The organism is Mycoplasma milvi (assembly GCF_048284715.1).
Lineage (GTDB): Bacteria > Bacillota_I > Bacilli_A > Mycoplasmatales > Metamycoplasmataceae > Mycoplasmopsis.
In genome coordinates this window covers 51387-76868 of the sequence record NZ_JBLWAH010000001.1, presented here as the reverse complement: position 1 = coordinate 76868, position 25482 = coordinate 51387, and the positions used below count along the sequence as shown (strand labels likewise).

Genomic DNA, 25482 nt, shown 5'->3' with positions numbered 1-25482 from the left:
CCTTATAATATTTATTTATCTTGTTAAATTAATTTCTTTATGACACGTAATTTTGCACTACGAGAGCGATTATTTTCTTCTATTTCTTGTTTTGAAGGTTTAACCTGTTTTACTGAGAACTTTTTCTCTTCCATAACAGGCATCTTGCTTGGAAGGTCGCTTTTGGTTAAGTCTTTAATAAAATCCTTAACCATTTTGTCTTCTAGCGAGTGAAATGTAATGATACTTAATGTTCCATCCTTATTTAATAATTCAGTTGCATCAAGTAATAATTGTTTAAGCGAATCTAGTTCATTGTTAACTTCAATTCTGATTGCTTGAAAGATTGCTTTAGCAGGATTTTTCTGTCTTAATAAAGCTGCTGGGTAGGCAGATTTAACAACATCAACTAACTGCATGGTGGTTGAAATTGGTCTAGCATTTACGATGGCTTTCGCAACTTTTTTATTAAGTTTTACATCAGCGTATTTTCATAAAATGTCAGCCAATTTCTCTTCAGAGTATGAATTTACAACATCATAAGCACTTAGTTCTTGTTGTTGATTCATCCGCATATCTAATTTAGCATCTTTGTTATAACTAAATCCACGTTCAGCTTGATCTATTTGAGGTGATGAAATTCCTAAATCCGCAATAATGCCATCTACCTTATATATACCTAGCTGATAAAGCTTAGTTTTAACATCTTTAAAGTCGCTTTTTACTAGGGTAAAATTGGAAGCAATTGCGCTTAATCTAATTTGTGATTGTGCTAAAGCATAATCATCTTTGTCAAAAGCAATTAACCTTCCATTTGGTATCTTGGCTAGAATAGCGGAAGAGTGTCCGCCCATACCGACAGTTAAGTCTACATAAATACCATCAGGTTTTATATTTAGTGACTCAATAGTTTCATCTAGCATAACTGAGTAATGTAATTTATTTTGAGACATCTTGAGACAAGAATTGTGCTAATTCTGCCATATCCTCCACTGTATATTGATTTTGAATTTCATCGTATTTTTCTTTAGCTCAGAGTTCAACAATTGAACCCACTCCGATAAAGATTACTTCTTTTTGGATAGATAATTTTTCAATTATTGGTTTAGGTAGGGAAATTCTGTTTTGGTTATCAAGTACGATTTCGAAAGTGTTTCCAAAAATATATCTAGCTAATGTTCTGGTTTTGACATCAAATCTAGATTTGTTTTCAATCATCGCAATGTATGCTTGAAAACCTTCTTGGGAACGCACTTCAGCATTACCATCAAATCCGATGGTGATGTAAAGTTTGCTTCCGAGTTCATCTCTAAAAACAGGAGGTAAGACTACTCTGTTTTTATCGTCGATATTTCGTGTTTGTGATCCGTACATATTTACCACTTCCTCCCACTATCCACCATAATTCTACCATTTATTGATAACTCAATACAAAAAAAGTTCAAAATTTTCTTTGGATTTTGACACTTTTGTAGTAATTAAAACTATAATGAACCCATTCTAGTGTTTTAAAATTAGCTAAAACACTAAAAAAGAGCTTATTTTATTGGTATTTTGAACTTTTTTAGTATTATGAGTATATATGACACCGAAAACATAAATGTGGAAATTATGCAATTTTATTCCACATTTTGCTTTTGGGCAAATAGTGGGAGGAAGTTTTAAGAAGGCGAAAAATTAACTTTTTAGTTAGCATAATGCAATTTGTAAATTAGCATTTTTACTTTATAATATTACTTATTGAAAGGAAATAATGAATTTAGAACAAAAGTATTGATACCTTAGACATTCTTTTTTATCTTGAACTGGGACAGATAATAACTTTGCTAGCAATTTATCGATTACTTTAATATTGATGAAACTTGGATTAATAGCTACTGTAATCTTTGTGGTGTTATGATGAATGTTTAAACGTCAAATAGCAGCCTCATGGCAAAATAACAAACCATCTGAAAAAGTGCAAGAGATCTTAATTAGAGCTACAGGAATTTTATTATTACTTGGAATGTTTTTACGTTCATTAAACATGGGGTTGAGTCATTATCCAAGAATTTGAGAATCAATTCCACTGCACTTTTGTCGTTTAGTTGGTTTATGTATCGGATTTACTTTAGCACTTAATAAACCAAAAGCCTTACGATATTTTGCTTCACCTGCATATTTAGGAGCCTTTATTGCATTAGCAATTCCTGATGTTAAAATTGTATTTACTCCAAGCGAAACTTTTACTGTCTTTGGTCAAAGTTTTCAATCTGGAGTAAATGTCACTTATTATGTAGCCTGAAACAATGTTTATTTCTATGACCTCATGGGGTTACATGTCTTTATGATTGTCTCTGTTTCAGTTTGTGCTGTGCTTTATCCTTATAAGATGACCAAAAAAGATGTTGTAACTCAATGTAAGATTTTCCTTTCATTTTTATTAACTGTCTTTACTATTAATGCCTTTACTGATGCACTAGCACCAATTGAATGAAAAAGCAACTATTTCTACACTGGAATGAATCAATATAATGGTTTTGCTAACTTAATAGGTCCATTGCTCCGCTGACCAACAAGCCTTGTGACATTATCAGTTTTTGGAGCCTTTTACTTTTTTGCAAGTGCTTATTTATTTGAATTACAAGATAAAATTGTCTTTTCATTTGGTAAAGGAAAGAAATTTATTTCTCTAGCACCTAGTTCTAAAGGTTTCAAAGAATCATTTACAAGAAATAAAGAATACAAAAAAGCCCGTTGTTAGCGGACTTTTTTAATGCTATTTTTTACGTTTTTTTAGTTTTAGTGGAATATAAATTAATAAACCTATAATTGGGATAAATAGTAAGCTAAATCATGCATAAGCAGCATGTGAATTAGCTGCCTGAGCAGGCTTTTGATCCTCTGGTGTAGGTTTAAAATCCGGATTACTTGGATCTGGATTAGGAACCACAGGATCTGGAGTAACATTGTGTATTGAATTTTTTATATCATTAAAGTAATTATCAAGCTTTGAATAAATATCATTTAGTTCATTAAATGTTAAATTATTCAAACTAGCTGTTTCAATTTCTTGATCAATAAATTTAGTTATTTGATCATTTTGAGAGCTTAATGCAGCTTGATTATCTACTAGAAATTGTTTAAAAGAGTTTGCTAGTTGATTAATTTCTTCTTGGTTAGCTTGATATTTTTGGATTAGCATATTTGATTGTTCTTTAGTTGAATTGTATGCTTGATGAGCTTTTTGCACAAGGATAAGTAATTGATCTGTATTGAAGTTATATTGTAATTCTTTTGTAATAGCTTTAATTTGAGTTTGATAGTTAGCTTGTATATCCTTTTCGATTGGTAATGAGAAATCTGTAGCTTGTGTTAGTAACCCTTGTAATTCTTTGACAGTTGTTTCATAGGTACTATTATAGGATAATTGATTTACTAGATTTGATTTTAATGCATTCATTTGGATTTGGATGTTTTCTCCATCAGAAATTTTATCTAGCGAGTCAATTTGATTTTGTAATTTTTTAAATTGAACTTCATTATCTTGAATGATTGCTGGAATATTATTTTGCATTTTTGCTATTGCATTTAATTCAAGTCTTAATTCATTTTGTTTCATTTCTAATTCATTTTTAGCTTCTAGTGCCTTGTTATAAGCTTGTTTAATTTCTTGGCTTGTAGCTTGAATTAAGGAAACTGAAACTTGTCCTAATTCATTAGGAGCGAAAATAGAATGTGTTGCAATAGTTTTTAAATTATTTATGTAAGCATTATAAATTAGTTTTAAATTAGCAGGTTGTTGAAATTCATTTGCCTTGTTTTGATACTCTTGCATAGTGCTAAGTAATTCTTTGTATTGAGGTTGCGACTGAAGAGTAGATTGAATAGCACTATCTAAAGTTTTGATTTCTTCTTGATATTGAGCAAGATTATCTAAATTAAAACTTAAAGGACTGATATTAGCACTGATTTTTTGACTTTGCTCAAGTAATTGTTCTTTAATAAGCTTAAAGTTTGATATTTCTAAATCTGTAAGTTTATTTGTAGTATTAGCTAGCGATACTTTTAAATTATTTATAACTTTATTAGTTAGTTCTTTTTCTTGATTTTGCACATTTGTCAATTGGCCTTGAATTTGATTAGTTAAAGTCTTTATTTGTTCTGTGTTGAATTCTGGGCTTAATTGGTTTTGGTCCATATATTTTTCTAAAGAAACTTTAAGATCTTTAAATAAAGGATTTGTAAGATTATTTGCATAATTTGATAATTGTTTTAGGGCTGTATTGTAGGCTTCTTGAGCTGAATTATATTGACTTAATGCAAGTGTTCTGGATTGAGCAGCATTGTCTTGGAATTCACTAAAGTCTTGTTTTATTTTAGCTAGATCTTGAGCATCAAAGTTAAATTTAAGCTCATTGTGTAAGTTATCTATACCTGAAACATAAGGATTAAGCATATTATCATAGGCTGGTAAATTGTAAAGACTTGAAGCTTGACTTTTGGCTTCTTGCATTTGATTTTCTAATGCTTTATAAGCTCGAACATAGTTGTTATCACTAGTAATTAAATTTGTTAAGGCATCAATTTCTTTTTCTATTACAGCTGCATTTTGAAGGTCATTTAGCTTACTAATCTTATCTTTAATTTGGCTTATTAAAGATGCTAAGTGGGCTAAAACTTTTTCTTTAGCTTCAGGGAGTATGTTGTTTAAAGCTTGTTGTAATTGATTATTAAGCTCTTGTTTTTTAATATTTAGATCAATTTGATTGCATTGTTTTATACCATCTTGGTAGGCTTGGTTCAGCTTTTCAAGCAATGGCTGTAATGCGTTTGAATCAATAGAGACAAAATCTTTAGCTTGATATTGAGTTGATGAAGTAACTTGAGTAATAACCTCATTAAATTTTTCTAATACAGTTCGATATGCAGGCTGAGCAAATGAATTTTTAGCTTTAGCAATTAAATTATTAATTTTGTCATAGTCACGTTTTCAATTAGGAGCCACTTGTAACAAGTGAGAGATATTTTTAACTAAAGCAAGCACTTCTTCTTTTTGGGTAAATGGCTTAGAATCATCATTTAATAATGTTAAGTATTGACTTGCAGATTTTAAATAACCTGTTTTATATGACTCAAGTTCAGGGATGGAGAATCCTTGTAATTTTTTAATTAAGTTGTTTAATTGCTTAATTAGCTCTTCTTTATTTGATTGAGACTCTAAATATTTTTCTTTTAGTTGACCTAGAGCACTTATTAATGCATCATAACTATCTTGGATTTGTTTTTTATCTAAACTAGTTGTTACTTTTAAATTAAAATCACTAGCCAAGGATTTAATGTTTTCTTGATCTTGACTAGAAGCATTAATATAGTAGGCTTCTTTACTATAGTTTAATGCATCAAAGGCTGAATTTATAGTTTTAATAAAGTCATTTAAATCAATTGCTTGAGATAACTTACTATTGAAGCTCTCTTGATCTTGTTCTGTGTTTAATATTACCATTTCTGCTTGTTTTTGTTCTTGTGATAAAACGTCTAATAAAGCTTCTTTCACTTGTGGTAAGTTTTCACTTTGTGCTTGAGTGAATTCCTTTTTAGCTTGGACATAGGCCTTTACATTATCAATAGCTAAGTTTTGGTCGGCAATTTGTCCTTTTAAAATGTTTTTTTGATATGTAAATAACTTGTTTGAAGTAGTAATTTGATTAATTAATTTATCCACAGCTTGTTTATAGTTATTTGCAAGTGAATCTTGCATTTTGCTAATGTTTTCTAATGCTGCAGTGTAGTCTAATAAAGTAGCAGAATTAGCCAGTGTTTCATTACTTTGATTTAATAGCTTAGTTAATTTTTCTTGTTGCTCAGTTGATAAAATATCAGTATCAGCAAGAGCTAAAGAAATATTATTTAGTGTTTGGATTGCTTGTGATAAGGCTATAGTTTTATTTTTTAGCTCTAAAATGTTATTAAACTTAGTGATAAATGCTTCTGGATCTAAATCTGAACTATGATTGAAATCTAGTAATTTACATTCATTACTATTTAGTGGTGATAAAAAGTCTTCTTGAGTAACTTGCATTGGATTTAGACTATTAATTTGTTGAATTTGCTCCATTAATTGAGTTATTTCATCTTGCTTATTGTCTTGATTAAGAACAGAAAGCATTTTAATATAACCAGTTTTTTGCCATTCAAATAAGTTTTTTGAATCATAAATAGTTTTTTCATTTAAATATAGTTTCACTATTTGTGCTTTAATGTCTTCGATTTGTTTTATTTGTTCTTTTAGTTCTGGAAGTGGAATAGGATTTTGTTTTTGTGTTCCCATTTCCAAAATAAGTTTATTAATTTGATCTAAATAAGCTTGTCTTGTTTCAGTTATAAAAGCATTAAATTGGTAAGAAGTTTGGAAAGCATCATTTTGTTCAATTAAGTTAAGTACTTGGACCAAAGTGCTACCATAATCCTTGAAAGATTCCTCTACTTCTTCTAGATTTGTAAGGGATTCGACAGCTGGCTTAATTTCAGGTGCAAACAGTAAAACTTCTGGTTCTGTAAGTTGATATTTAGTAATTAAGTCATTTAATTGAGAAATAAAATTTGATACCTTAAGTAATTCGGTTGAAAGTTCTGATAATTTTACTTTTAAAGCTATATAGGTGTCAAGGCCATTTTTAATATCATAGCTTTGGTTAAATGAACTATTTAGGGTGCTAAAAGTTTCTTTGTATCAATCTAGTTTCTTTTCTCAAAATTCTAATCCTAAATTTTCATATGCAAAACTTGATTTAATTTTGCTCATTAATTTAGTTACTCTAGCAAAGATATCGGCATCTAGACATAAGTAAACATTCATATTAAAATAATTGTTAATATAGTCTTTTACACTGGTAAAATTAATTTCATTTTTTGCAATATTATTATTAAGTTGAACATTAAAGTTAACTTTTAATTCTTGTTTTAAGGCTTGAATTGTATTAGATTCTAAAACTGATGCTAAATTAGTATTATTTTTTTCTAATAAAGCATCGTTTGAATTTATTGTGCTTTCCAATAGTTTACTTAAATTATCCATGTTCAAGACATCTTGCTCAAATTTGTTTTTTAGCTCACTTAATTTAGCTTCATTTTCAGGCGTTGGTCTTAAAATAGTGTCAATTACATCTAAATAAGTTGTCTTTAAGTAAGCATCTAAATTACTTGGGTTATAATCTTCTATAATTTTATTTTTTCATTGATTAATTTTAGCTTTAAAAGCTTCAATATTTTGATTATGTGGAGTGTTGATCACTGTTACATTATAGGTAAATTGATTATAAGGTCTGGCTTCATAAAATGCATTAGCTGGAGTAAGTTTGTAAGTATTTATAGTATAGTTTGTATCTAATGGGAAATATAAGTCTTCACTTAATGTAGCTGTATATTGATCGCTAGTTCCTTCGGGTATATTGAAGCTAGCAACTACGTTATTACCTTGTTTAATATCAACATGATATCCAGCTAGATTTTGCCCTTGAATCGTAATGTGATTGTCATTCACTAAAGGGTTTGAGGCAGTAAGTGTTGAATTTCATGTATTAATATAATTATTTTGTAACTGCATATCAGTTAAATAATAATTACGTTTATAAACATTTTGTATAATGGAAGGCCCTGGATAGTCCATATAGACTATTCCTAGTTTAGTAAATTGCTCATTATCACTTAGGTATTTATTAAATTTGGGATTTAGAGTTTGTGATGAATTGTATGGATAACCACCAGCAACTGAAAAGAAGTTTAGGTATAACATTCTAGAGTCATAACTATTAGCATTTGCTATTGGCATAAAATTAATTGCATCAGTATACTTTTGTTCAACAGTATCATTGAAGTTATCTTGCATAGTATCTCTTTGGATAGCTTCTCAGTAGTTAAATCCTCCTGATCAAGCATTAGCTTTATAATCTTTTTGAATATCAATCATTTTACCGAGCACTTTATGGTGTCAAAAGTTGGCTATAACAATTTTCCCTCTAAGGTTTTTAAGTCTAAAATCATCTGTTGTGAGTTGATCATATTCCTTGCCTGTAGGGTTAAATAGTTTATTATAGATTCTTGGTTCACTAAGTAACTTTAAATATTCCTTTGCAACATTATTTTGATTTCAAGCACTATCAACATTAATTGCATCTGGCTCATCTTTAACTCTTAGAAAAACAAATTCACTAGGGTTTTCATCCAAGAAGCTAACAATATTATTTAATAAATCTGCAAAAGTTGTTGTTAAATAAGTCACTCCATGGCGTATATTTAAATAAGCATCACATCTAACATCAAAAGCACGAATTCCAGCATACATTTGTTGCATATAATTCATTGATTGAGTACGACCAAATCTTCACCCAACTCCTCAAGCTGGTCCAACTCCTTGTCAAGCTCCTGAATCGTGAGTTCCAGGTAGTGACATTTGAAAAATGGTTTTCATTTCATTAACATCTTTCATTCATTCGTTAGCTTGGTATTGCCCATAATATTTTGGATACTCTGTGCTTGCTCATTGTGTACCAAAATAAACGTATGATAAGTCATTATTTTTTCATACGTCGGTGTTTGATACAGATACTGGACTGGTGGTTGTATTACTACTTGCGCCTAAAACTGTAAGGGTACTAAGTGGAAAAGCTAGTGAACTAGCTAAAAGAAGTGCTTTGCGTTTTTTCATATTGTGCTCCTATATTAGACATATCTATTTAATTTATCTATAAATTATAATACAAACAAAAATACTAAAAAAGGCAAAAACGCTATTTTTTTATGTGCTTTTCCTCTTTTTATTAAAGAAAAAATGCCTATTACTAGGCATTTGAAAGGTTATTAATATCCACCTTTAGATTCTTTTCCTTCAATAATTGCTACTGAACGACTTGTTCCGAATCTTGTAGCTCCAGCTTCATACATAGCGATTAAATCGTCCATGTTTGAAATTCCACCTGCAGCTTTAATTAATAATGTGTCTCCACATACACTTTTCATGATTTTAATATCGTTTAAGTTAGCACCTCTAAAGCTAAATCCTGTTGATGTTTTAATAAATTCAGCTCCTGATTTCATAACGATTTCTGTAGCTTTTCTAATTTCATCTTCAGTTAATAAAGCTGTTTCGATAATAACTTTTAATACATGTGATCCACATGCTTCTTTAACTTTTTTAATGTCGTTTAATACGTATTCGTAATCACCTTGTTTAAATCTACCGATGTTAATTACCATATCGATTTCATCTGCACCGTGTTCGATAGCTAATTTAGCTTCATGAGCTTTAGCTTGAGTAATCATTGCACCTAGAGGGAAACCAACTACTGATGTAATACCTACACCTGTTCCTTGTAATTTTTCAGCAACATATTTAACTCATGATGAGTTTACACAAACTGTTTTGAAGTCATATTTAACAGCTTCGTCTACTAATTTATCAATATCTTTTTTTGTAGCTTCTGGTTTTAAATATGTGTGGTCGATCATTTTATTGTAATTCATAATCTTTGTCCTTTTTCTTTCTCTTATTTTAATTTATCTAAAATAATTTTGTTTTCCACTTTAGCTTGATTGAATTTGTATCCATTCTTAAGCTCTTCAACTAATTCAAGATCAATTGGGTTTGATGAGTAAAGTGTAAATAATACATCACCTTTTTTAACTTCTTCATTTGTCTTTTTGTTAAGAGTAATTCCAGCTTCAAAGTCAATTGAATCTTCTTTAGTTTTTCTACCTGCTCCAAGTTTCATTGAAACAATTCCGAATGTTAATGCATCAAAGATTTCTAAGTATCCATCTTGTTCTGCAATAACTTCTAATTTATACTTAGGATTTCAGAATGTTGGAGATTTTAAAGCTTCTACATCACCATGTTGAACTGTAACAAATTCATAGAATTTGTCTAAAGCTCTACCTGATTCAATAGCATCTTTAACCATTGCAAGGGCTTCTTCGTGGTTTGAAGCAATTTTAGCTTGTTCTAATATTGTTGCACATGAAGAGTAAACTAATTCATTAAAGTCTTGTGGCCCTTTACCTTGTAAAGTTCACATAGCTTCTAATACTTCGTTTTTATTTCCGATTTCTCTACCTATTGGTCTAGACATGTTTGTGATTTCAGCTCTAACATCAACATTTAGTTCTTTTCCAATGTTAATCATTGTACGAGCTAATTCACGAGCAGATTCAAGATTTTTCATGAATGCACCATTACCGCATTTTACATCTAGTAAAATGGCATTTGATCCAGTAGCAAGTTTTTTAGACATGATAGAAGATGCGATAAGAGGAATAGATTCAACTGTTGATGTAACATCTCTTAAAGCATATAGTTTTTTGTCAGCTGGAACAAGTTGTGCACTTTGTCCAATAACTGCAATACCATGTGTTTTAACTTGTTCGATGAAGTCTTTTTCACTAACTTCAACTGTAAATCCAGGAATTGATTCAAGTTTGTCGATAGTTCCACCTGTGTGTCCTAACCCACGTCCACTCATTTTAGCAACTGGTGCTCCACATGCTGCCACAATAGGTGCTACAGCTAATGTAGTTTTATCTCCAATTCCACCTGTTGAGTGTTTGTCAACTTTAATACCTGGGATAGCTGATAAGTCAATAACATCACCTGAGTGCATCATGTATTTTGTCATTGTGGCAATTTCTCTTGATGTCATTCCGTTAAACATAACTGCCATTAAGAAAGCACTCATTTGGTAATCTGGTGTTTCATTTTTAACGTATGAAGTAATTAAGAATTTAATTTCTTCATTTGTTAATTCTTTATTTAAACGTTTTTTTTCGATTATATCTACTACACGCATAATTATCTTGCTAATTTAAGAGCAATCTCCATCATTTTTGTGAATGCGAATTGACGTTCTTCAGCAGATGTTTCTTCGTGTGTAATAATGTTGTCACTGATTGTTAATAAACAAGCAGCTTCTTTACCTGTTGCTTCAGCATTTGTAAATAAAGCGAATGATTCCATTTCAACACATAATGATTGTGTGTCTTCAATTCTTTTTTCTACTGGCACAACTGAGTAGAATACGTCAGAAGAGTGAACTCTACCAACTGTAAGTGGTGTTCCGTTTTCTTTAGCAATAGCTTCAATTTCTTTGTTTAATTTTGCAGATGGTAAAGCTATATTTCCTTCTTTACCTAAAGCAATTCTTCTGAATGCATCAGCATCAGCGAAAGCTTCTGAAGCAAGAACAACTTCGTATAATCCTAAATCAGCTTTATATGATCCAGCTGATCCGATTCTGATAATTCTATCAACATCGTAGAATTTGAATAGTTCGTATGAGTAAATACCGATTGAAGGACATCCCATACCACTAGCAGCAACTGTGATTGGTTTTCCTTTGTATGTACCTGTGAACATAAACATGTTTCTAACTGTGTTAACTAGTCTGTATCCAGGGTCTAAGTAAGTTTCAGCAATAAATTTTGCTCTTAATGGGTCTCCTGGCATAATAACTGTTTTAGCAATATCTTCTTTTTTTGCATTAATGTGTGGTGTCATAATTAATAACCTCCTATTTAATTAAATTAAAATGCTTATGACATTTGGACTTTTAAATAGTCAATATAATTTTAACACTTCAACCGCAAACGTAAATAAATAACTTTATTTTTATTATGGAATTTCAAATCGATTATCTAGGCAAATTGTTTCAATTTATGTCATTATTAAAATAACAAAAAACACACTCATTTTTAAGCTAAATTATTTTATTTTTGCAAAATTAAAAATTTCAAAATAATATCTAAAGGTCTTATAAATGAGGCATATAGTATAAAAATATGGAAACAATGAACTATTTCCACAAATAATAGCTAAATTACACTCTTTTTAATGAAGAATTTTATAATAAATATGAAAGAGGCTAAATGAAACTAAAAACTAAATTATTATTTTGTACACTACCCATAGTTAGTACATTACCTTTTACAACGGTTGCTTGTTTTAATGTAACTAAAATGGATAAAAAACCAACAAAAGAGGAAACAAAATTAATGTTTTCTCCAGAGTTTAAAGCAAGAATTACAAATCATTATCCATCATTAATTTCAAAAGATTTAATTAAAGATAATATTAGAATAGAAAACTTCGATACTCATATTTATAATAGTTATGATATCCGAGATATTATTTATGATGATTTAAATGGAAAAATTATTGTCACAGTGCATTATAGAGAAAAATACCAAGGTGATTATGCAATTGTTAAATATCAAATAGATGGTTTTAGAAAATTATCAAAATGAGAACAAGATGCAAATAATCGGATCGAAGACTTAACGCCTATTGTTAATAAAGAAATTGATGAATTCTGAGAATATGCAACTGAAAAAGAATATCAAAATAAAAACTATCATATTAGTGATGATATTAGCTATGATGCTAAAAGTAAAATGCTATATGCAACATATAAAGGTAAAAAACTTGCTTTATTAAATGAAATCAATCTAGCTAAAGATGAAAACCTTGTTGGTATAGATATAAATATTAATAATGAAAGTATTATAAATCCTGAAAAATTACAAATTAAAGTGTATCCAAACACTCATTGTTTAGATATTTCATATCGAGTATGTAAAAATGAAAACATGATTAAACTATTAACTAAAGTGAAAACTCAACATATCCATTTTAATCAAGCTGCAAAAGAAGAGTCTTATAATGGAAGTCATCTTGATTTGGTATCTGAAACTGAAAATGGCTTTGATAATGAAATTACAGAAAACCTATTTACTATAAGTGAGAAATATAATGAAAACAAAGATGCAATACTTGATTATTTAAAATCAGGAAAAGAATTAAAAGTAGTACGCAATGTCAAAGGAAATGAATTACAATATCTTACTATTTGCGCCTTAATTCAAGGCAAGGAAGTAGCAATTTTAAATGCTAATGAAGACTTAATTAATAATGAATTTTATCTTGTAAATCAAGAAAAGCCAGCTTTAGAAAATAATGATCCAAATGAAAAAATAGACTATCAATATGATGAATCTAACAAATCATTAACACTAAAATATAAGCTGGCTTTTGGAGCAGATGAAGACTTAACATACTTTAGCAACAATCACAATGTAACTTATAAATTAAACTAATTTTAGCTGCACTATATAATGGTGCAGCTTTATTATAAATGTGGAACAAAATGTGGAAATTATTTCTATTTTCACTGATTTTTAAACAATGCTTAAAAATAGTAATAGAATAAAATTGGAATTAGAATTTTAGGAGAAACATATGAATAAATTAAAAACTATATTCCTTGCAATGGCAGGGACTACAATAACTTTACTTCCAGTTGCTGCAACAGTAGCATGTAAACATGAAAATGAAGATAAAAAACCAGCAGACAACAATGGTGGAGCTACAACAACACCTGGAACTCAAGAAGGTGGAAACACTGCGGGTGAAGCAAAAACTTCTACAATTGCAGAAGCAGCTAAAAATTTAGCTTTAAATATTGAAGATAAGTATCTAAATAATTCCGAATATAGAGCTTACTTAAATGCATCAGCTTATTCATTAATATATGGAAAAGTCGGTGTAACAGGAATGGATACAGCTAAATATGATATTGCAGTTAAAGGCTTTACAATTGATGATGCAAATGGAAAAGTCACTTTTAATGTTGAAGCGACAGATAAAGCTGATAAAAGCCAAACTGTAACAAAAGATTTAGAATTAACTGGCTTTAGACCAACAACAGCTGAAGAATTAGCTAAAGTCAATACTAAAGAAGTTCATATTACACCAGTAACAAATGCAGAAGATATTAAATTCTATTTTGATTCAGATCCTAAATATATAGGGTACTACTTTAGTGATTCTAAATTAAATAGTTCAAAAGGTGGACCAAATAGTCACTTTGATTTATCAGAACCTATTTTTGAAGATAAGGACTCATTCCAATTATGTCAAGCAGATGATGTCTTATTCGGAAAAAATAATAAAAAAGGACAATTTAGAGTAAATCCAAGTTCTAGGCTTACACTTAAAACTGTTGACAAGGCTAAAAAGACAATTACATTTACATATAGAGTTGTTTATGTAATTAAATCATCAGATAAAAAGATTCACCAAAAATATGTAATTTCAGAACCTAAAGAAATTACAGTAAGTTTTGCTGCTAAAGAAACAGCTGCTCAACCAGAAGCACAACCTGCTGCTTAGTAAGTACTTCAAGCTCATTATGGGCTTGAATTTTTTATCTAATTTTGTGGAAAACAAAGATTATATTCCACAAAATATGAAAAATTTCCATATATTAGAGCAAATGTTTGTCCTCCTAAAATAAGGTGTTAATATTAAATGTTTAGGGTAACTAAATAAAGGAGAAAAACGAATAAATTCAAAACATTATTATTAACAGTAGCGGGAGTGAGTTTAATTGCAACTCCATTAGTTGCTTCTCAATGTAATGATAAAAAAGCAAATGCTAAAGATGATACTAAAACAGTGGTTGCAGAAAAAAACATCAAAAGTAAAGACAATGCTTCTAAAGATGGGATGCAGAAAACTTCAGTTGCAAATTTAAATGATGAAAGCGAAACACCAGTTGACAATAAGAATAAAGAAAAAGAAGAAAGCAAACCTGAAGCAAAAACTCCAGATCCAGAATTATCAACTGCTAATTTAGTAGATGGGAATTCATTATTTCAATTAATGCCTAATTTTGATAAATCAGCAGTATTAAACCACATTAAAATTAGTGATAATTATGTGCAATTTGATTATAAGTCTAGAGAAATTACAACAAGTAAAAAGAATGGTACCAGCTTTTTACAATTTAAACCGGAATATAGTGCAAGCACAGTGCAACCTGTTAATGTAAGCAAAACTACATTTACCTATAAAAATAGAGATCTACCAAATGGAAATTTAAACTTTGTTTATGATGAAACAAGTGGATTACTACTAATTAAATATAAATTAGCATTCAAACAAGCTGATGGGACATTTAAATATACAAATAAAGCTTATACTTCAACAGTTAAGATTACAAATGAAACTGAAAACACTAATAGCGATAATAATGGTACACCAACTAGTGATTCAGATATTCGCCCTGGGGAAAGCGACAATAATGTAACTCCAATAAATGTGGCAGCAAATGGCTATAACTATGTTTATGATGCTAATAATGACTATTATGCTAGTGCTAATGGTAAAAAAGGAAAAGATCTAATTGATGAATTATTAAGAATTCAAAAGTCACACTTAAAAGGAATCCACAGTTACAATTCTTTACCAGGCTTTTATAATAGATCAAAAGCCTTTAGGGACCTATTTTATGAAAATGACAACACTATGTTAGATGTATATTCAGAAAATCCATCTGGTAAAGATCCATATACATATGCTAACTACAATGGAGGTAGAGGAGGGGTAGAAGGTTCAGGAATGAACCGTGAACACATGATTCCGCAATCATGATTTGGAAAAGTTAGCCCAATGGTTAGTGATGCTAACCATATCTTCCCTACAGACATAAAGGTAAATGGAGTTAGAAGTAACTTTGCTCATGACTATGTTACATCGCCTAAAGTAACCTTTAAGCAAGGAAGCAAAATGGGAAGAAATAATCTTGGACTGGATGCAATGGAACCATTAGATGAATTTAAGGGAGATGTAGCTAGAGCCTACTTATACTTTACAGCTACATATAACGATAAAAGCTTAAATAACAAGCCTACATCAATCTTTACTAGAACATTCCCTTATATCAAAGAACATTATTTAGATACTTATCTAGAATGAAATAAAAATGACCAAGTTGGACCTTGAGATGTTTTAAGAAATAATGAAACAGCTGCATTCCAAGAAGTTAGAAATCCATTTATTGATTATCCTGATTTAGCTAACAATATTTTTGGCCCAGACCCCAAGCCATTTGTTAACAAAGGTATTTTACTTAAGGCTGAACCTATTAAAAATAATTAATCCCGTAAGGGATTTTTTTGTTAAAAAAAGCAGCATTAGCTTGCTACTTAGAACGTATAATTACTTCACCAGTATCTAAATTATAGATATCACTAGGCTTACCATTTGGAGTGCAGAAATCATAAATATTTGTAACTTGAGGAAAGACGTTTGCGACTTCGTGCAAGGTTAAAACAGCTTGTCCTGAAATGTTGGCACTACTCATATAAATTGGCCCATTGGCAAGTAAATACGCTTGCAATAAAGGGCAATTTGGCATTCTAAAGCCTTGATCATTAACTACAATACTAACACCACCAGGTCATTTTTCCTTAGCTAGTTCTGTTGCTTGTTGGTTTCATTGAGGAAAAGCTTGTGCTTGTTGTAGTGAGCCTACTAAAATCATAATTTTCTTACTTTTAGGTCTATGTTTAAGTTCATAAAGTAATTCTAGGGTTTGTTCATTAACAGGGCCACCAATACCACAAACCGTATCAGTTGAGCAAATTATTATATCTTTATATTTATCATTATTCATGTCTACCTACTTTAATAATTGATATTTTACTTCTTAATTATAAAAGCCAAAATATTTATCTTTAAGGCTAAAAAATGCATTTATTTATAAATAAATTTATAAATAAATAATATAATAAATGCATATGAAAAAGGATAAATTTTTAATAGTATTTTTAACAATCATTACATTTGGTCTAATTTGAATAAAGTGAAACAAACAAACCAAAAAAGAAAAGAACACAATTTATCAAAATGATAAGTTGCCTTTTAAATTCAATGAGTTTTTAGCTCTACTTGGAGACAATAACATTCAAGAAGTGCAAACTAGACTCAATCGAATTAATATTTCGGTTAAAGATATTAAACTAGTCAAATTACAAGAATTAAATAAATTGAAAGGAATTAGTGGAATTGTTGCTCGTAGCAACGGAGTATCTTTAGTTTTAGGTGAATATACAACAGTTGTTTATAATGAACTAAGAAAATTAATTAAGTAAGGAGGAAACATGCAAGAACAATTAAAATATAAAATCGTACTTGACAATTTACTTGATATTACACAAAGTGATCCATCAATCTTTACCAGAATCAATGATAAAGATTACATGGACTTATATCAACTTGTAGGTGACAATAATATTGCCACAATTTTTGATAATGAAACTTTTGAAGTATCAGCACTTGATGATAGTATTGTTGAACATGTTAAGCGAATTATGAATCTTTCAAATTCAGAAAATTTAGTGCAATACATGGAAGCACATAGTGCTGATTTTGAGCGTCTTAATATTAGGTTTAATTCAGAAAATATTTATGAAAATTATGAACATAACAAAGAAAAGATATTAAATCAATTAGAGCTTAGAATCCAAAAATCAATTTTAAAATGAAAAATTTTAAATGATAAAGTAACTAATATCTTGGATGAAACTAACATTTGACCATTACACATTGGTTTCTTATTCTTATCTCTGAAAAAAGATGATCGGGTAATTTATGCTCCACTATTTTTAAAAGAAGCTAATATTATTTTTAAAAATGGAAAGCCTATTATTAAAAGTGATGGTGATATCAAAGTTAATGAAAAATTATTATTTTTCTTAAACAATAATGAATTTAACTTAACAATTGATACAGACTTTAAAAACTACAAGATTTCTTCATTAATTCAAAAATTACGTGCAGATTGAGATGGCTTATATAAATTACCTGAAAATATTGCAGCACCTTTTGAAAAATTTACTTATGAAGATATAAACAATGAAAACATGAGATTTTACCCAGGAGCTGTATTAGGTATTTATAAACCTTGAGGTGGATATTCACGTAATCGTATGAAAGAGATTATCATTAATAATGAAATGGATGACATTATTAAGGTTGAATTCAATAAGAATGTTTATAAAGAAGTAATTAATAAATTAATTTTTAATCCTAATTTAACATTACTTAGAATTACTGAATCAAACTTATCACAAGATAAAGCCATTGTTTCAGCTCTAAATCAAAATACTGTAATTTGAGGTCCACCTGGAACAGGTAAATCTCAAACCATTGTTAACTTACTTGCTAACATTTTGTTCTATGGAAAAACAGCTATTGTAGCTAGCCAGAAGAAAGCTGCACTTGATGTTATTAAAAATAGAATGAACTCACTAGCTCCATTCTGTCTTTTTATTCTAAATAGTAAAGATATGAATCGTAAAGGATTTTATAAGCCAATCAAAGACTACCTTGATATGCTGGAAAATTTTAATGATTCACGTAAGATTGAATCAATTGGTACCATCACAAGACGAGAACTTGAATTTATTTCACAAGCTTCTGAATACCTCAATGATTCTTTAGTCCAAAATGTGCTAAAAGCTTATTACTATATTGCAGAGCATAAAGATAATTTTGACTTTAATAAAGATATGGAGTTTATCTTATCTTTACCAAGAGATATTAAATATCCTAAAAATCCAACACATTGCCAAACAGCTAAAGAATTACTTAAAATATCGCGTTTAACTTTCTTCCCCTTCGTTAAGAAATATTATGAATTAAAACGCATTGGAAATGAAATTGATAGTCGCATGCCTAATTTTGATGGTTCATGAGCTGATCTAATGAACTTTATTATTAGTATTGGATTTAATAATATTGATTCAGAATATTCCCCATTTAGAAGATTAAATGAATTAATCAAGCTAAATGCAGAAATTGCTCATAAACCTTTAATTTCAAATGAAGAAGCCTTAAAGCAAATTATTACTGAAAAAATCTTCAATCGAATTAATCATTTTAATGAAGACCAAAAACGTTTATACCGTGAATTTGCTCAATCTGTACGGATTAATAATTTAGAACCATATAGATTTGTTAAAAAATACTCAGAAATGATTAAATTAATTTATCCAATTATTATCGCAACACCAAATACAGATTTATCTGGTTGAGGTAAGGAAGAATTTGATTACGCTATCTTAGATGAGTCAAGCCAAATTTTTATCGAAAACGCTTTACCAATTTTATATCTAGCAAAAGTAAATATTTTAGCTGGTGATACTGAACAAATGAAGCCAAGTAACTGATTTGGAATTCGCTATACTGACGATTCAATCTTTGGTCAAGTTGAATCTGTGCTTGATTATGCCTTATCTTTAGGTGTGCATTCAATTATGCTAAATAAGAACTATAGATCAAATCATGCTGCTTTAATGACATTTTCATCTCGTAATTTCTATGAAGGAAAACTTGATGTATTAGATGCAGCTAGTGTTTGAAACAATGATCCAATCGAAGTATATCAAGTTAAGGGAGAATGAGATAATAACCGTAATATACTAGAAGCTCATTTAGCTATCCAAAAGGTTAAAGAAAACCTTGACAAATACAATAAGATTATTTTGCTAGCCTTTAATGCTAAGCAAAGTGAATACTTAACTAATGAAATTTATAAGCAACACCATGAACTTGAAGATGCAATTGCAGCTAAACGTTTACTTATAAGAAATATTGAAAATATTCAAGGTGATGAAGCTGATTTAGTTGTAGCCACTGTAGCTTACGATAAAAATACTAAGTTAAATTCAACTTATGTATGTAGACCTGGTGGTAAAAATGCACTTAATGTTGCTATTTCACGTGCTAAAGATAAAATGATTGTGATTAAAACAATTAAATCAAGTGATATTGTTTCTCAATATGAAATGAGTGATGATATGCGTATCTTTAAAAAATGACTAGAATTTCTTGAACGTAGTCCTGAAGAACGCTTAAAGATGCTTAAGAATTCATTTGATTCAAAACATGATGCCATTTCAAATACATTTAATAAAGATCAATGATTCAAAGATATAGTCTTTGATAAAATTGCTCAAACAATTGCAAATAACCCGAGATTTGAAATCTTTAAAGACTATACAGTAGGCTCAATTGATATTGATATTGTGGTTACATATAATAAGATACCATTCAAATGTATATGTTTTGATACATTTAATTACTCAAATTCAATTGAAAAATATGTTAAATTATATGATGCAATCAAATTCTTAAAATCTAAGAAATATGATGTTACTGTTATAAATCCAATTTCATGAATTTACAAGCAAAATAATGTAGCACAATGATTTAATGCTAAAGAAATTAATAGTTTTGAAAAAACTTCAGTTGCTAACAAGACTAATACTTATGCAATTAACAAGATTGAACAAGATGACATTGAAAACAAAGAAGATGTTTTGGGCCTAAATGTTAAGCCTGAACAATTAGCTACAGCTACTTATAGACTAAGTCAAGAGGTCGAGTTAGATCAAGTAAGTGATAATATGACTGAAAATTCAGTTGAAAGTATCATTGAACATGAAACTGATTTAGAGACAAGTACTCAAGACTTAATATTAGATGAAAGCAACCTAGAAGTAAAACCTGATCAAGAGGTTCTGGCATATAAAGCTGAAGATCAAAATGATTTTGATACCTATGAAGCTGTATATGAATCAGGAACTATTCAAGAAGATGCAACTAAGCAAGATATTCTGTTAGAAGAAAATAATAGTGAAGAAATGCCTCAAGTCCAAATTGAAGATGATGCACAAAACCAATCTAATAGTTTAGATTTGGAAAGTGGTCTCGAAGAGGAATTTGCAAATATTGAGCAAACTGATGAAGCATCATCAACTGAAGAAGAATATGAAACTGATTTTTCTGAATTAGGTATCAATCTTTCTAAATTAGAAGAAAAAATTTCAATTTATGCTAATGATCAAATTTATAATGAACCAACTAAACTAGTTGAAAGCGATGAAGAAGACAGTGCTCAAATTTCGCTCGCAATAGAAACTTCTTCTGAACAATTAACTAAAGAAGTAACACAATTTATTAAAAAAGTTGAAAACGCTGAAAGCAATGTTGCTGAAAACATCGTTGAGACTGATATAAATGTTCAAGAAATTGAACCAATGCAACAAAAAATAAGTACTGAAACTAACTGAGTTGAAGATGATGAAGATTTAGCTGATGATGATTTTGTAATTAATTTCAATTTTGATGATGTAGATGATGATACTAATAAAACACAAGTTATCTCACATGAAGAAATTGAGCAAAGCGCCTTAAAGAAAGTGCAACAAGTTGAAAATGCAGTAAAAAGAAACACAAAAACAATAGATCAACCAAGCATGCAAGATGCAACTGCGGAATGAATAATTGAATCTATTGATGAAGAAGAGTAAGGAGATGCTATATGGATACATTACAAATTTTAAATTTCTTATCAAAGGATGTTAAATTAAAGTTGATTATTCACCTATATACATGCCATGAACGTGAGTGCGACGTTAATGACTTGCTTAATGCCTTAAATGAAAAACAAGCTAATGTTTCAAAACACTTAGGAAATTTAAAGAGAGCCGGAGTAGTAAAAATTAGAAAAGAAGGTGTAGCTAGTTATTACTATTTAGCACCAGCATTTATTAAAAAATATGGGGTGCTAATTGAAGAAATTATGCGTCTTGTTAAAGAAGATGTTTATCAAAAATACACATGTAAATGTTTTAATGATGGGCACGAACAAATACATGAACACAATGAAAAAGAATGTTTATTAAATAGTCATGACAAAAAGTAAAGAACAAAAAATAGTAAAGAGGGTAAAAACTAAAATGCCTTCTTTATTCCGGCTTACCAAAGGTGCCCGTTGGTATTCGGTAATTTGTATTATTTTAGTAATTGCAGAAGTACTTATGCAAGTATTTATGCCTAAAATAGTAGGAAATGTAATTGATAGTGGTATTGAACAAGGAAATAAAACTGTTGTTATTCAAAAAGGTCTTATTTTAATTGGATTAGCTCTTGCTTCTTTAACCTCTGGTATAATAGTTTCCTTTGTATCAGCTAAGGCAGCAACTATCTTTTCACGAAATATTCGCCATGCGATATTTGCTCAAGTCCAAGAATTTTCATTTAATGATATTGATAAATATAGTAATGGGGTAATTCTTAATCGCTTAAATAATGATGTTAATAATATTCAAATGGCATTTATGATGATCATAAGAGCCTTTATTAGATTACCTTTTATGTTTATTGCGGCAATTGTATTCGCTATTAAAGTTTCACTTAAACTTTCAACCATTTTTACAGTATCTTTACCTTTAATTGCGATTTTATTCCTAGTTATTTGATATGCCTCATATCCTAAATATAAATTACTATACAAGGAATATGATGCATATAATCAAAAGATTCAAGAAAATCTTAATGGAATGAGAACAATCAAAGCTTATGTTACTGAAAAATTAGAAGCCGATAAGGTTGAATTACTAGCTAATAAGCTAAAAAACACTAATACAAAAGTAGATAAGATAGTATCATGAAATACTCCAATTATTTTTGGAACTATCTTTATGTCCGTAGTTGCTCTTGGAGGAATCGGAACACGCTTGGCTCTTGGAGGAAGCATTAAAGTTGGGGATATAGTTGCTTTTGGTTCTTACATTTGAATGATTTCAGGTTCTTTAATGGGAATTATGAATGTCCTTGGAATGGTTTTAATGGCTATACCAAGTTCAAAACGTGTTAAAGAAATTATTAACCATCAACCAAGTATCGTAAATAAGACTGATGCGTTAAAAGTAAACCTACAAGGTGGAATTACTTTTGAAAATGTAACATTTAATTATTTAGATACTAATCATCCAAGTATTAAAAATGTTTCAATTAAAATCCAACCAGGTGAATCAATAGGTATTATTGGAGAAACAGGTTCAGGAAAAACAACTTTTACTTCTTTAATTGCTAGATTTTATGATCCACAAGAAGGAAGAATTTTACTTGATGATCACGATATCAAAGATTTGGATTTACACCATACTAAAGGACAAATTGCTCAAGTGTTCCAAGAGTCCATTCTATTTAAAGGAACCATTCGAGACAATATGCTTTGAGGTAAGCAAGACGCAAGTGATGAAGAAATTTATCATGCACTAGCTCAAGCTAACATAGCAGACTTTGTTGCTGGATTGAAAGAAAAATTAGATTCACCAGTTGAACAAAAAGGACAAAATTTCTCAGGTGGGCAAAAACAACGTTTATGTATAGCACGTGCTTTAATAAAGCAGCCAAGAATTTTAATTTTAGACGATGCAACTTCTGCTGTTGACTTTAAAACAGAAGCACAAATCAAACAAGCAATTAATCAAATTGATAATTGTACTAAAATCATTATTGCACAAAAAATTAATTCAATCAAAGACTGCGATCGAATTTTAGTCTTCGATAATGGTGAAATTAAGCATATTGGTTCACACCAACAATTGCTTAAAGAATCAAAATTTTATGCTGAGTTATATAAAGCTCAACAAGCTATGGGAGGTATTGATGAAATCCTTCAATAAAACAGGAGCTAGACCTGTTTATACTAAATTAACTAAGCAGCAAAAGAAAGCTACTTTCTCTCGCTTAATTAAAATCTTGTGAGGTGATAATAAGTGATGATTGATTCTAGCTGCAGGCTTAATTTTACTTTCAACAGTAGGAATGCTATATCAACAAGTCTTTATAGGTAAAATTGTTGTGCAATTATTCTTACAACCTGCACTAGATAATGGCCTAACAGTTGAGACCTTTAACTGAGATCAATTCTACTTAATGCTATTTGGTTCAGTAGCTTTATTCTTAGTAAGTATTTTTTCAGGTTTTGCAGCCAACAGAATCATGATTAATATTACTTACAAAACAATGACCAGTATGCGGGTAAAACTTTATCGTCATATGCAATCATTGCCAATTAAGTTTTTTGATTCTAATGCTAAGGGGAATTTAGTTTCTCGGCTTACAGCAGATATTGATACTTTAAGACAATTCTTATCAAAAACTTTCCCTTCAATTACGCAATCATTAATTATCATAACTGCTTCAATTATTATTATGTTAGTGCTAGATTGAGCTTTAAGCTTAATTATGATTGGGGTTATTATTCTAATTTTTGCAGCCAGCTTCATAATTGGGAAATTTTCTTCTAAAGCTTTTGTTAAAAGACAAAAGCAAATCGGAGAATTAACTGGGTATGCAGAAGAAATGATTAGTGGACTTAAAACTGTTAAAATTTTTGGCCAAGAAAAAAATGCAATCAATCAATATGATCAAATTAATGCAAAACTTGCTAAAGTAAGTTTTAAATCAGAATTTTGAGCTAGTGTAATTTTCCCAACTAGTCAAAACTTAGGAAACATCGCTTATGCAATAGTTACTATTTTTGGTGGTATTATGGTAATTAATAATTACACTAGTGGCAATATAGCCACAGCTGGTTCACTAGCTGGATTGGAACTTGGTACTTTTATTGCTTTTACACAATTTGCCAAATCATTTTCAGGACCTGTTTCTTCTATGACACAAAATGCTAACTCTGTTGTCCTAGCGCTAGCTGGTGCTAACCGGGTATTTGATATCATGGATCAAAAGCCTGAAACCAATGAAGGTAAAATTACTTTAGTACGTGTTGAAGAAGCTATGGGTAAATACATTGAAGTTCCACTAGCTGAAAGCTATGGAAAATTTGCTTGAAAAATACCTGTTGGTTCAAGCTATGAATATAAACTATTACAAGGTCATATTGAGTTTAAAAATGTCTCATTCAAATATCAAAATGAATATACTTTAAAGGATATTTCATTTGAAGCACTACCAGGTCAAAAAATAGCTCTAGTTGGAGCTACTGGTGCTGGTAAAACAACTATCACAAGCTTAATTTCACGCTTTTATGAAATAGTGGAAGGTGAAATATTGTATGATGGCATTTTAATTCAAGCAATTGAAAAAGATTCATTACGTAAATCTCTGGGATATGTATTGCAAGAAACTGTACTCTTTAGTGATAGTGTGAAAAATAATATTGCTTATGGTGCTGAAGGTATCAATGAATATGTACTTAATGATGTAACTGAAGCTGCTCACTTAAATGGACACATTGATAAGCTTAATGACAAGTACGAGACTATACTAGTAAATTCAGGATCTAACCTATCTCAAGGGCAAAGACAATTAGTTTCTATAGCTCGTGCAAGCTATAAAAATCCTCCAGTATTAATTCTGGATGAAGCTACTTCAAATATTGATACACATACTGAAATTATTGTTGAGAAAGCAATGAATAAACTGGTTGAAAATAGAACTTCATTTATCATTGCACACAGACTTTCAACTATAGTTAATGCTGATAAAATTATTGTTCTTAATAATGGACAAATATTAGAGCAAGGTACTCATAAAGAATTACTTAAAGCCAAAGGTGCTTATTGATCTTTATGACAAAATGCAGCTGGTAAAAATTAATTCCAAGTTAGGTTTTAATCTTAATTATATATACAGTGTTTCACTTTTAAATATAAAAAAGTGGAGCACTGTTTTTGTACTCCACTGAAAACCCCTCTGAAAGGATTTCGAATATATTATATTAAAATTTGTCACTAAATTGTAAAAATACTAATCAAATTATAGATTACCAGGTAAAGATATAATTCTAAATATATTGTAATTATAAATAAAGT

16 protein-coding genes are annotated in these 25482 nt (G+C 29.7%); 9 read left to right on the top strand and 7 right to left on the bottom strand.

Annotated features, from left to right (window positions below; translation table 4 throughout):
• Positions 1-23 precede the first annotated feature (23 nt).
• Both rsmH and ACNQ13_RS00180 read right to left on the bottom strand, forming a co-directional pair.
• Entirely contained in the window at positions 24-932 is a 909-nt protein-coding gene (gene rsmH, locus ACNQ13_RS00185) for a 16S rRNA (cytosine(1402)-N(4))-methyltransferase RsmH (protein WP_418018924.1), read from the bottom strand.
• Positions 919-1353, bottom strand: coding sequence for a division/cell wall cluster transcriptional repressor MraZ (locus ACNQ13_RS00180; protein WP_416741471.1), 435 nt, complete (start codon positions 1351-1353; stop codon positions 919-921). The genes rsmH and ACNQ13_RS00180 overlap by 14 nt, the downstream gene beginning before the upstream one ends.
• A 379-nt stretch (positions 1354-1732) precedes the next feature.
• On the opposite strand from ACNQ13_RS00180, the gene ACNQ13_RS00175 reads away from it, so the two are divergent.
• Positions 1733-2722 (top strand): YwaF family protein, encoded by a 990-nt coding sequence (locus ACNQ13_RS00175; RefSeq protein WP_418024239.1) that lies wholly within the window; start codon positions 1733-1735, stop codon positions 2720-2722.
• Positions 2723-2737: 15 nt separating this feature from the next.
• Here the strand turns inward: ACNQ13_RS00175 and ACNQ13_RS00170 are convergent, their stop codons facing one another.
• From ACNQ13_RS00170 to deoD, 4 genes are all read right to left on the bottom strand, one after another.
• Complete coding sequence (locus ACNQ13_RS00170; RefSeq protein ID WP_418035372.1) at positions 2738-8665, bottom strand: hypothetical protein; 5928 nt, start codon at positions 8663-8665, stop codon at positions 2738-2740.
• Between the two features lie 152 nt (positions 8666-8817).
• Complete coding sequence (gene deoC, locus ACNQ13_RS00165; RefSeq protein ID WP_416738279.1) at positions 8818-9480, bottom strand: deoxyribose-phosphate aldolase; 663 nt, start codon at positions 9478-9480, stop codon at positions 8818-8820.
• A gap of 23 nt (positions 9481-9503) precedes the next feature.
• Positions 9504-10799, bottom strand: a complete 1296-nt coding sequence (locus tag ACNQ13_RS00160) for a pyrimidine-nucleoside phosphorylase (RefSeq protein WP_416741468.1) — start codon at positions 10797-10799, stop codon at positions 9504-9506.
• Between the two features lie 2 nt (positions 10800-10801).
• Positions 10802-11506 carry a purine-nucleoside phosphorylase gene (deoD, locus tag ACNQ13_RS00155; RefSeq protein WP_416741467.1) on the bottom strand — a complete coding sequence of 235 codons (705 nt, stop codon included), beginning with the start codon at positions 11504-11506 and terminating at the stop codon, positions 10802-10804.
• A gap of 368 nt (positions 11507-11874) precedes the next feature.
• On the opposite strand from deoD, the gene ACNQ13_RS00150 reads away from it, so the two are divergent.
• The 3 genes from ACNQ13_RS00150 (at position 11875) to ACNQ13_RS00140 (ending at position 15946) form a co-directional block, all read left to right on the top strand.
• Positions 11875-13101, top strand: a complete 1227-nt coding sequence (locus ACNQ13_RS00150; protein WP_418035371.1) for a hypothetical protein — start codon at positions 11875-11877, stop codon at positions 13099-13101.
• Positions 13102-13243: 142 nt separating this feature from the next.
• A complete protein-coding gene (locus ACNQ13_RS00145; RefSeq protein ID WP_418035370.1) occupies positions 13244-14176 on the top strand; it encodes a hypothetical protein in 933 nt (310 codons plus the stop codon).
• A gap of 207 nt (positions 14177-14383) precedes the next feature.
• Positions 14384-15946 (top strand): endonuclease, encoded by a 1563-nt coding sequence (locus tag ACNQ13_RS00140; protein ID WP_418035369.1) that lies wholly within the window; start codon positions 14384-14386, stop codon positions 15944-15946.
• 43 nt (positions 15947-15989) lie between these two features.
• Here ACNQ13_RS00140 and ACNQ13_RS00135 read toward each other — a convergent pair whose 3' ends face one another.
• Positions 15990-16463 carry a Sua5/YciO/YrdC/YwlC family protein gene (locus ACNQ13_RS00135; RefSeq protein WP_418018919.1) on the bottom strand — a complete coding sequence of 158 codons (474 nt, stop codon included), beginning with the start codon at positions 16461-16463 and terminating at the stop codon, positions 15990-15992.
• 124 nt (positions 16464-16587) lie between these two features.
• Between ACNQ13_RS00135 and ACNQ13_RS00130 the strand changes: the two genes are divergently transcribed.
• Genes ACNQ13_RS00130 through ACNQ13_RS00110 form a run of 5 tightly spaced genes read left to right on the top strand, consistent with a single transcriptional unit; the run spans position 16588 to position 25267 of the window.
• Positions 16588-16941: a PTS sugar transporter subunit IIB gene (locus ACNQ13_RS00130; protein WP_418017985.1), complete on the top strand. Its 354-nt coding sequence runs from the start codon at positions 16588-16590 to the stop codon at positions 16939-16941.
• Positions 16942-16950: 9 nt separating this feature from the next.
• Positions 16951-21165 (top strand): AAA domain-containing protein, encoded by a 4215-nt coding sequence (locus tag ACNQ13_RS00125; protein WP_418035368.1) that lies wholly within the window; start codon positions 16951-16953, stop codon positions 21163-21165.
• A gap of 11 nt (positions 21166-21176) precedes the next feature.
• Positions 21177-21560, top strand: coding sequence for an ArsR/SmtB family transcription factor (locus tag ACNQ13_RS00120; protein WP_418018917.1), 384 nt, complete (start codon positions 21177-21179; stop codon positions 21558-21560).
• Positions 21547-23328: an ABC transporter ATP-binding protein gene (locus ACNQ13_RS00115; RefSeq protein ID WP_416741459.1), complete on the top strand. Its 1782-nt coding sequence runs from the start codon at positions 21547-21549 to the stop codon at positions 23326-23328. Before ACNQ13_RS00120 ends, ACNQ13_RS00115 begins: the two co-directional genes overlap by 14 nt.
• Positions 23312-25267, top strand: coding sequence for an ABC transporter ATP-binding protein (locus ACNQ13_RS00110; protein ID WP_418018916.1), 1956 nt, complete (start codon positions 23312-23314; stop codon positions 25265-25267). Before ACNQ13_RS00115 ends, ACNQ13_RS00110 begins: the two co-directional genes overlap by 17 nt.
• Positions 25268-25482: the final 215 nt, after the last annotated feature.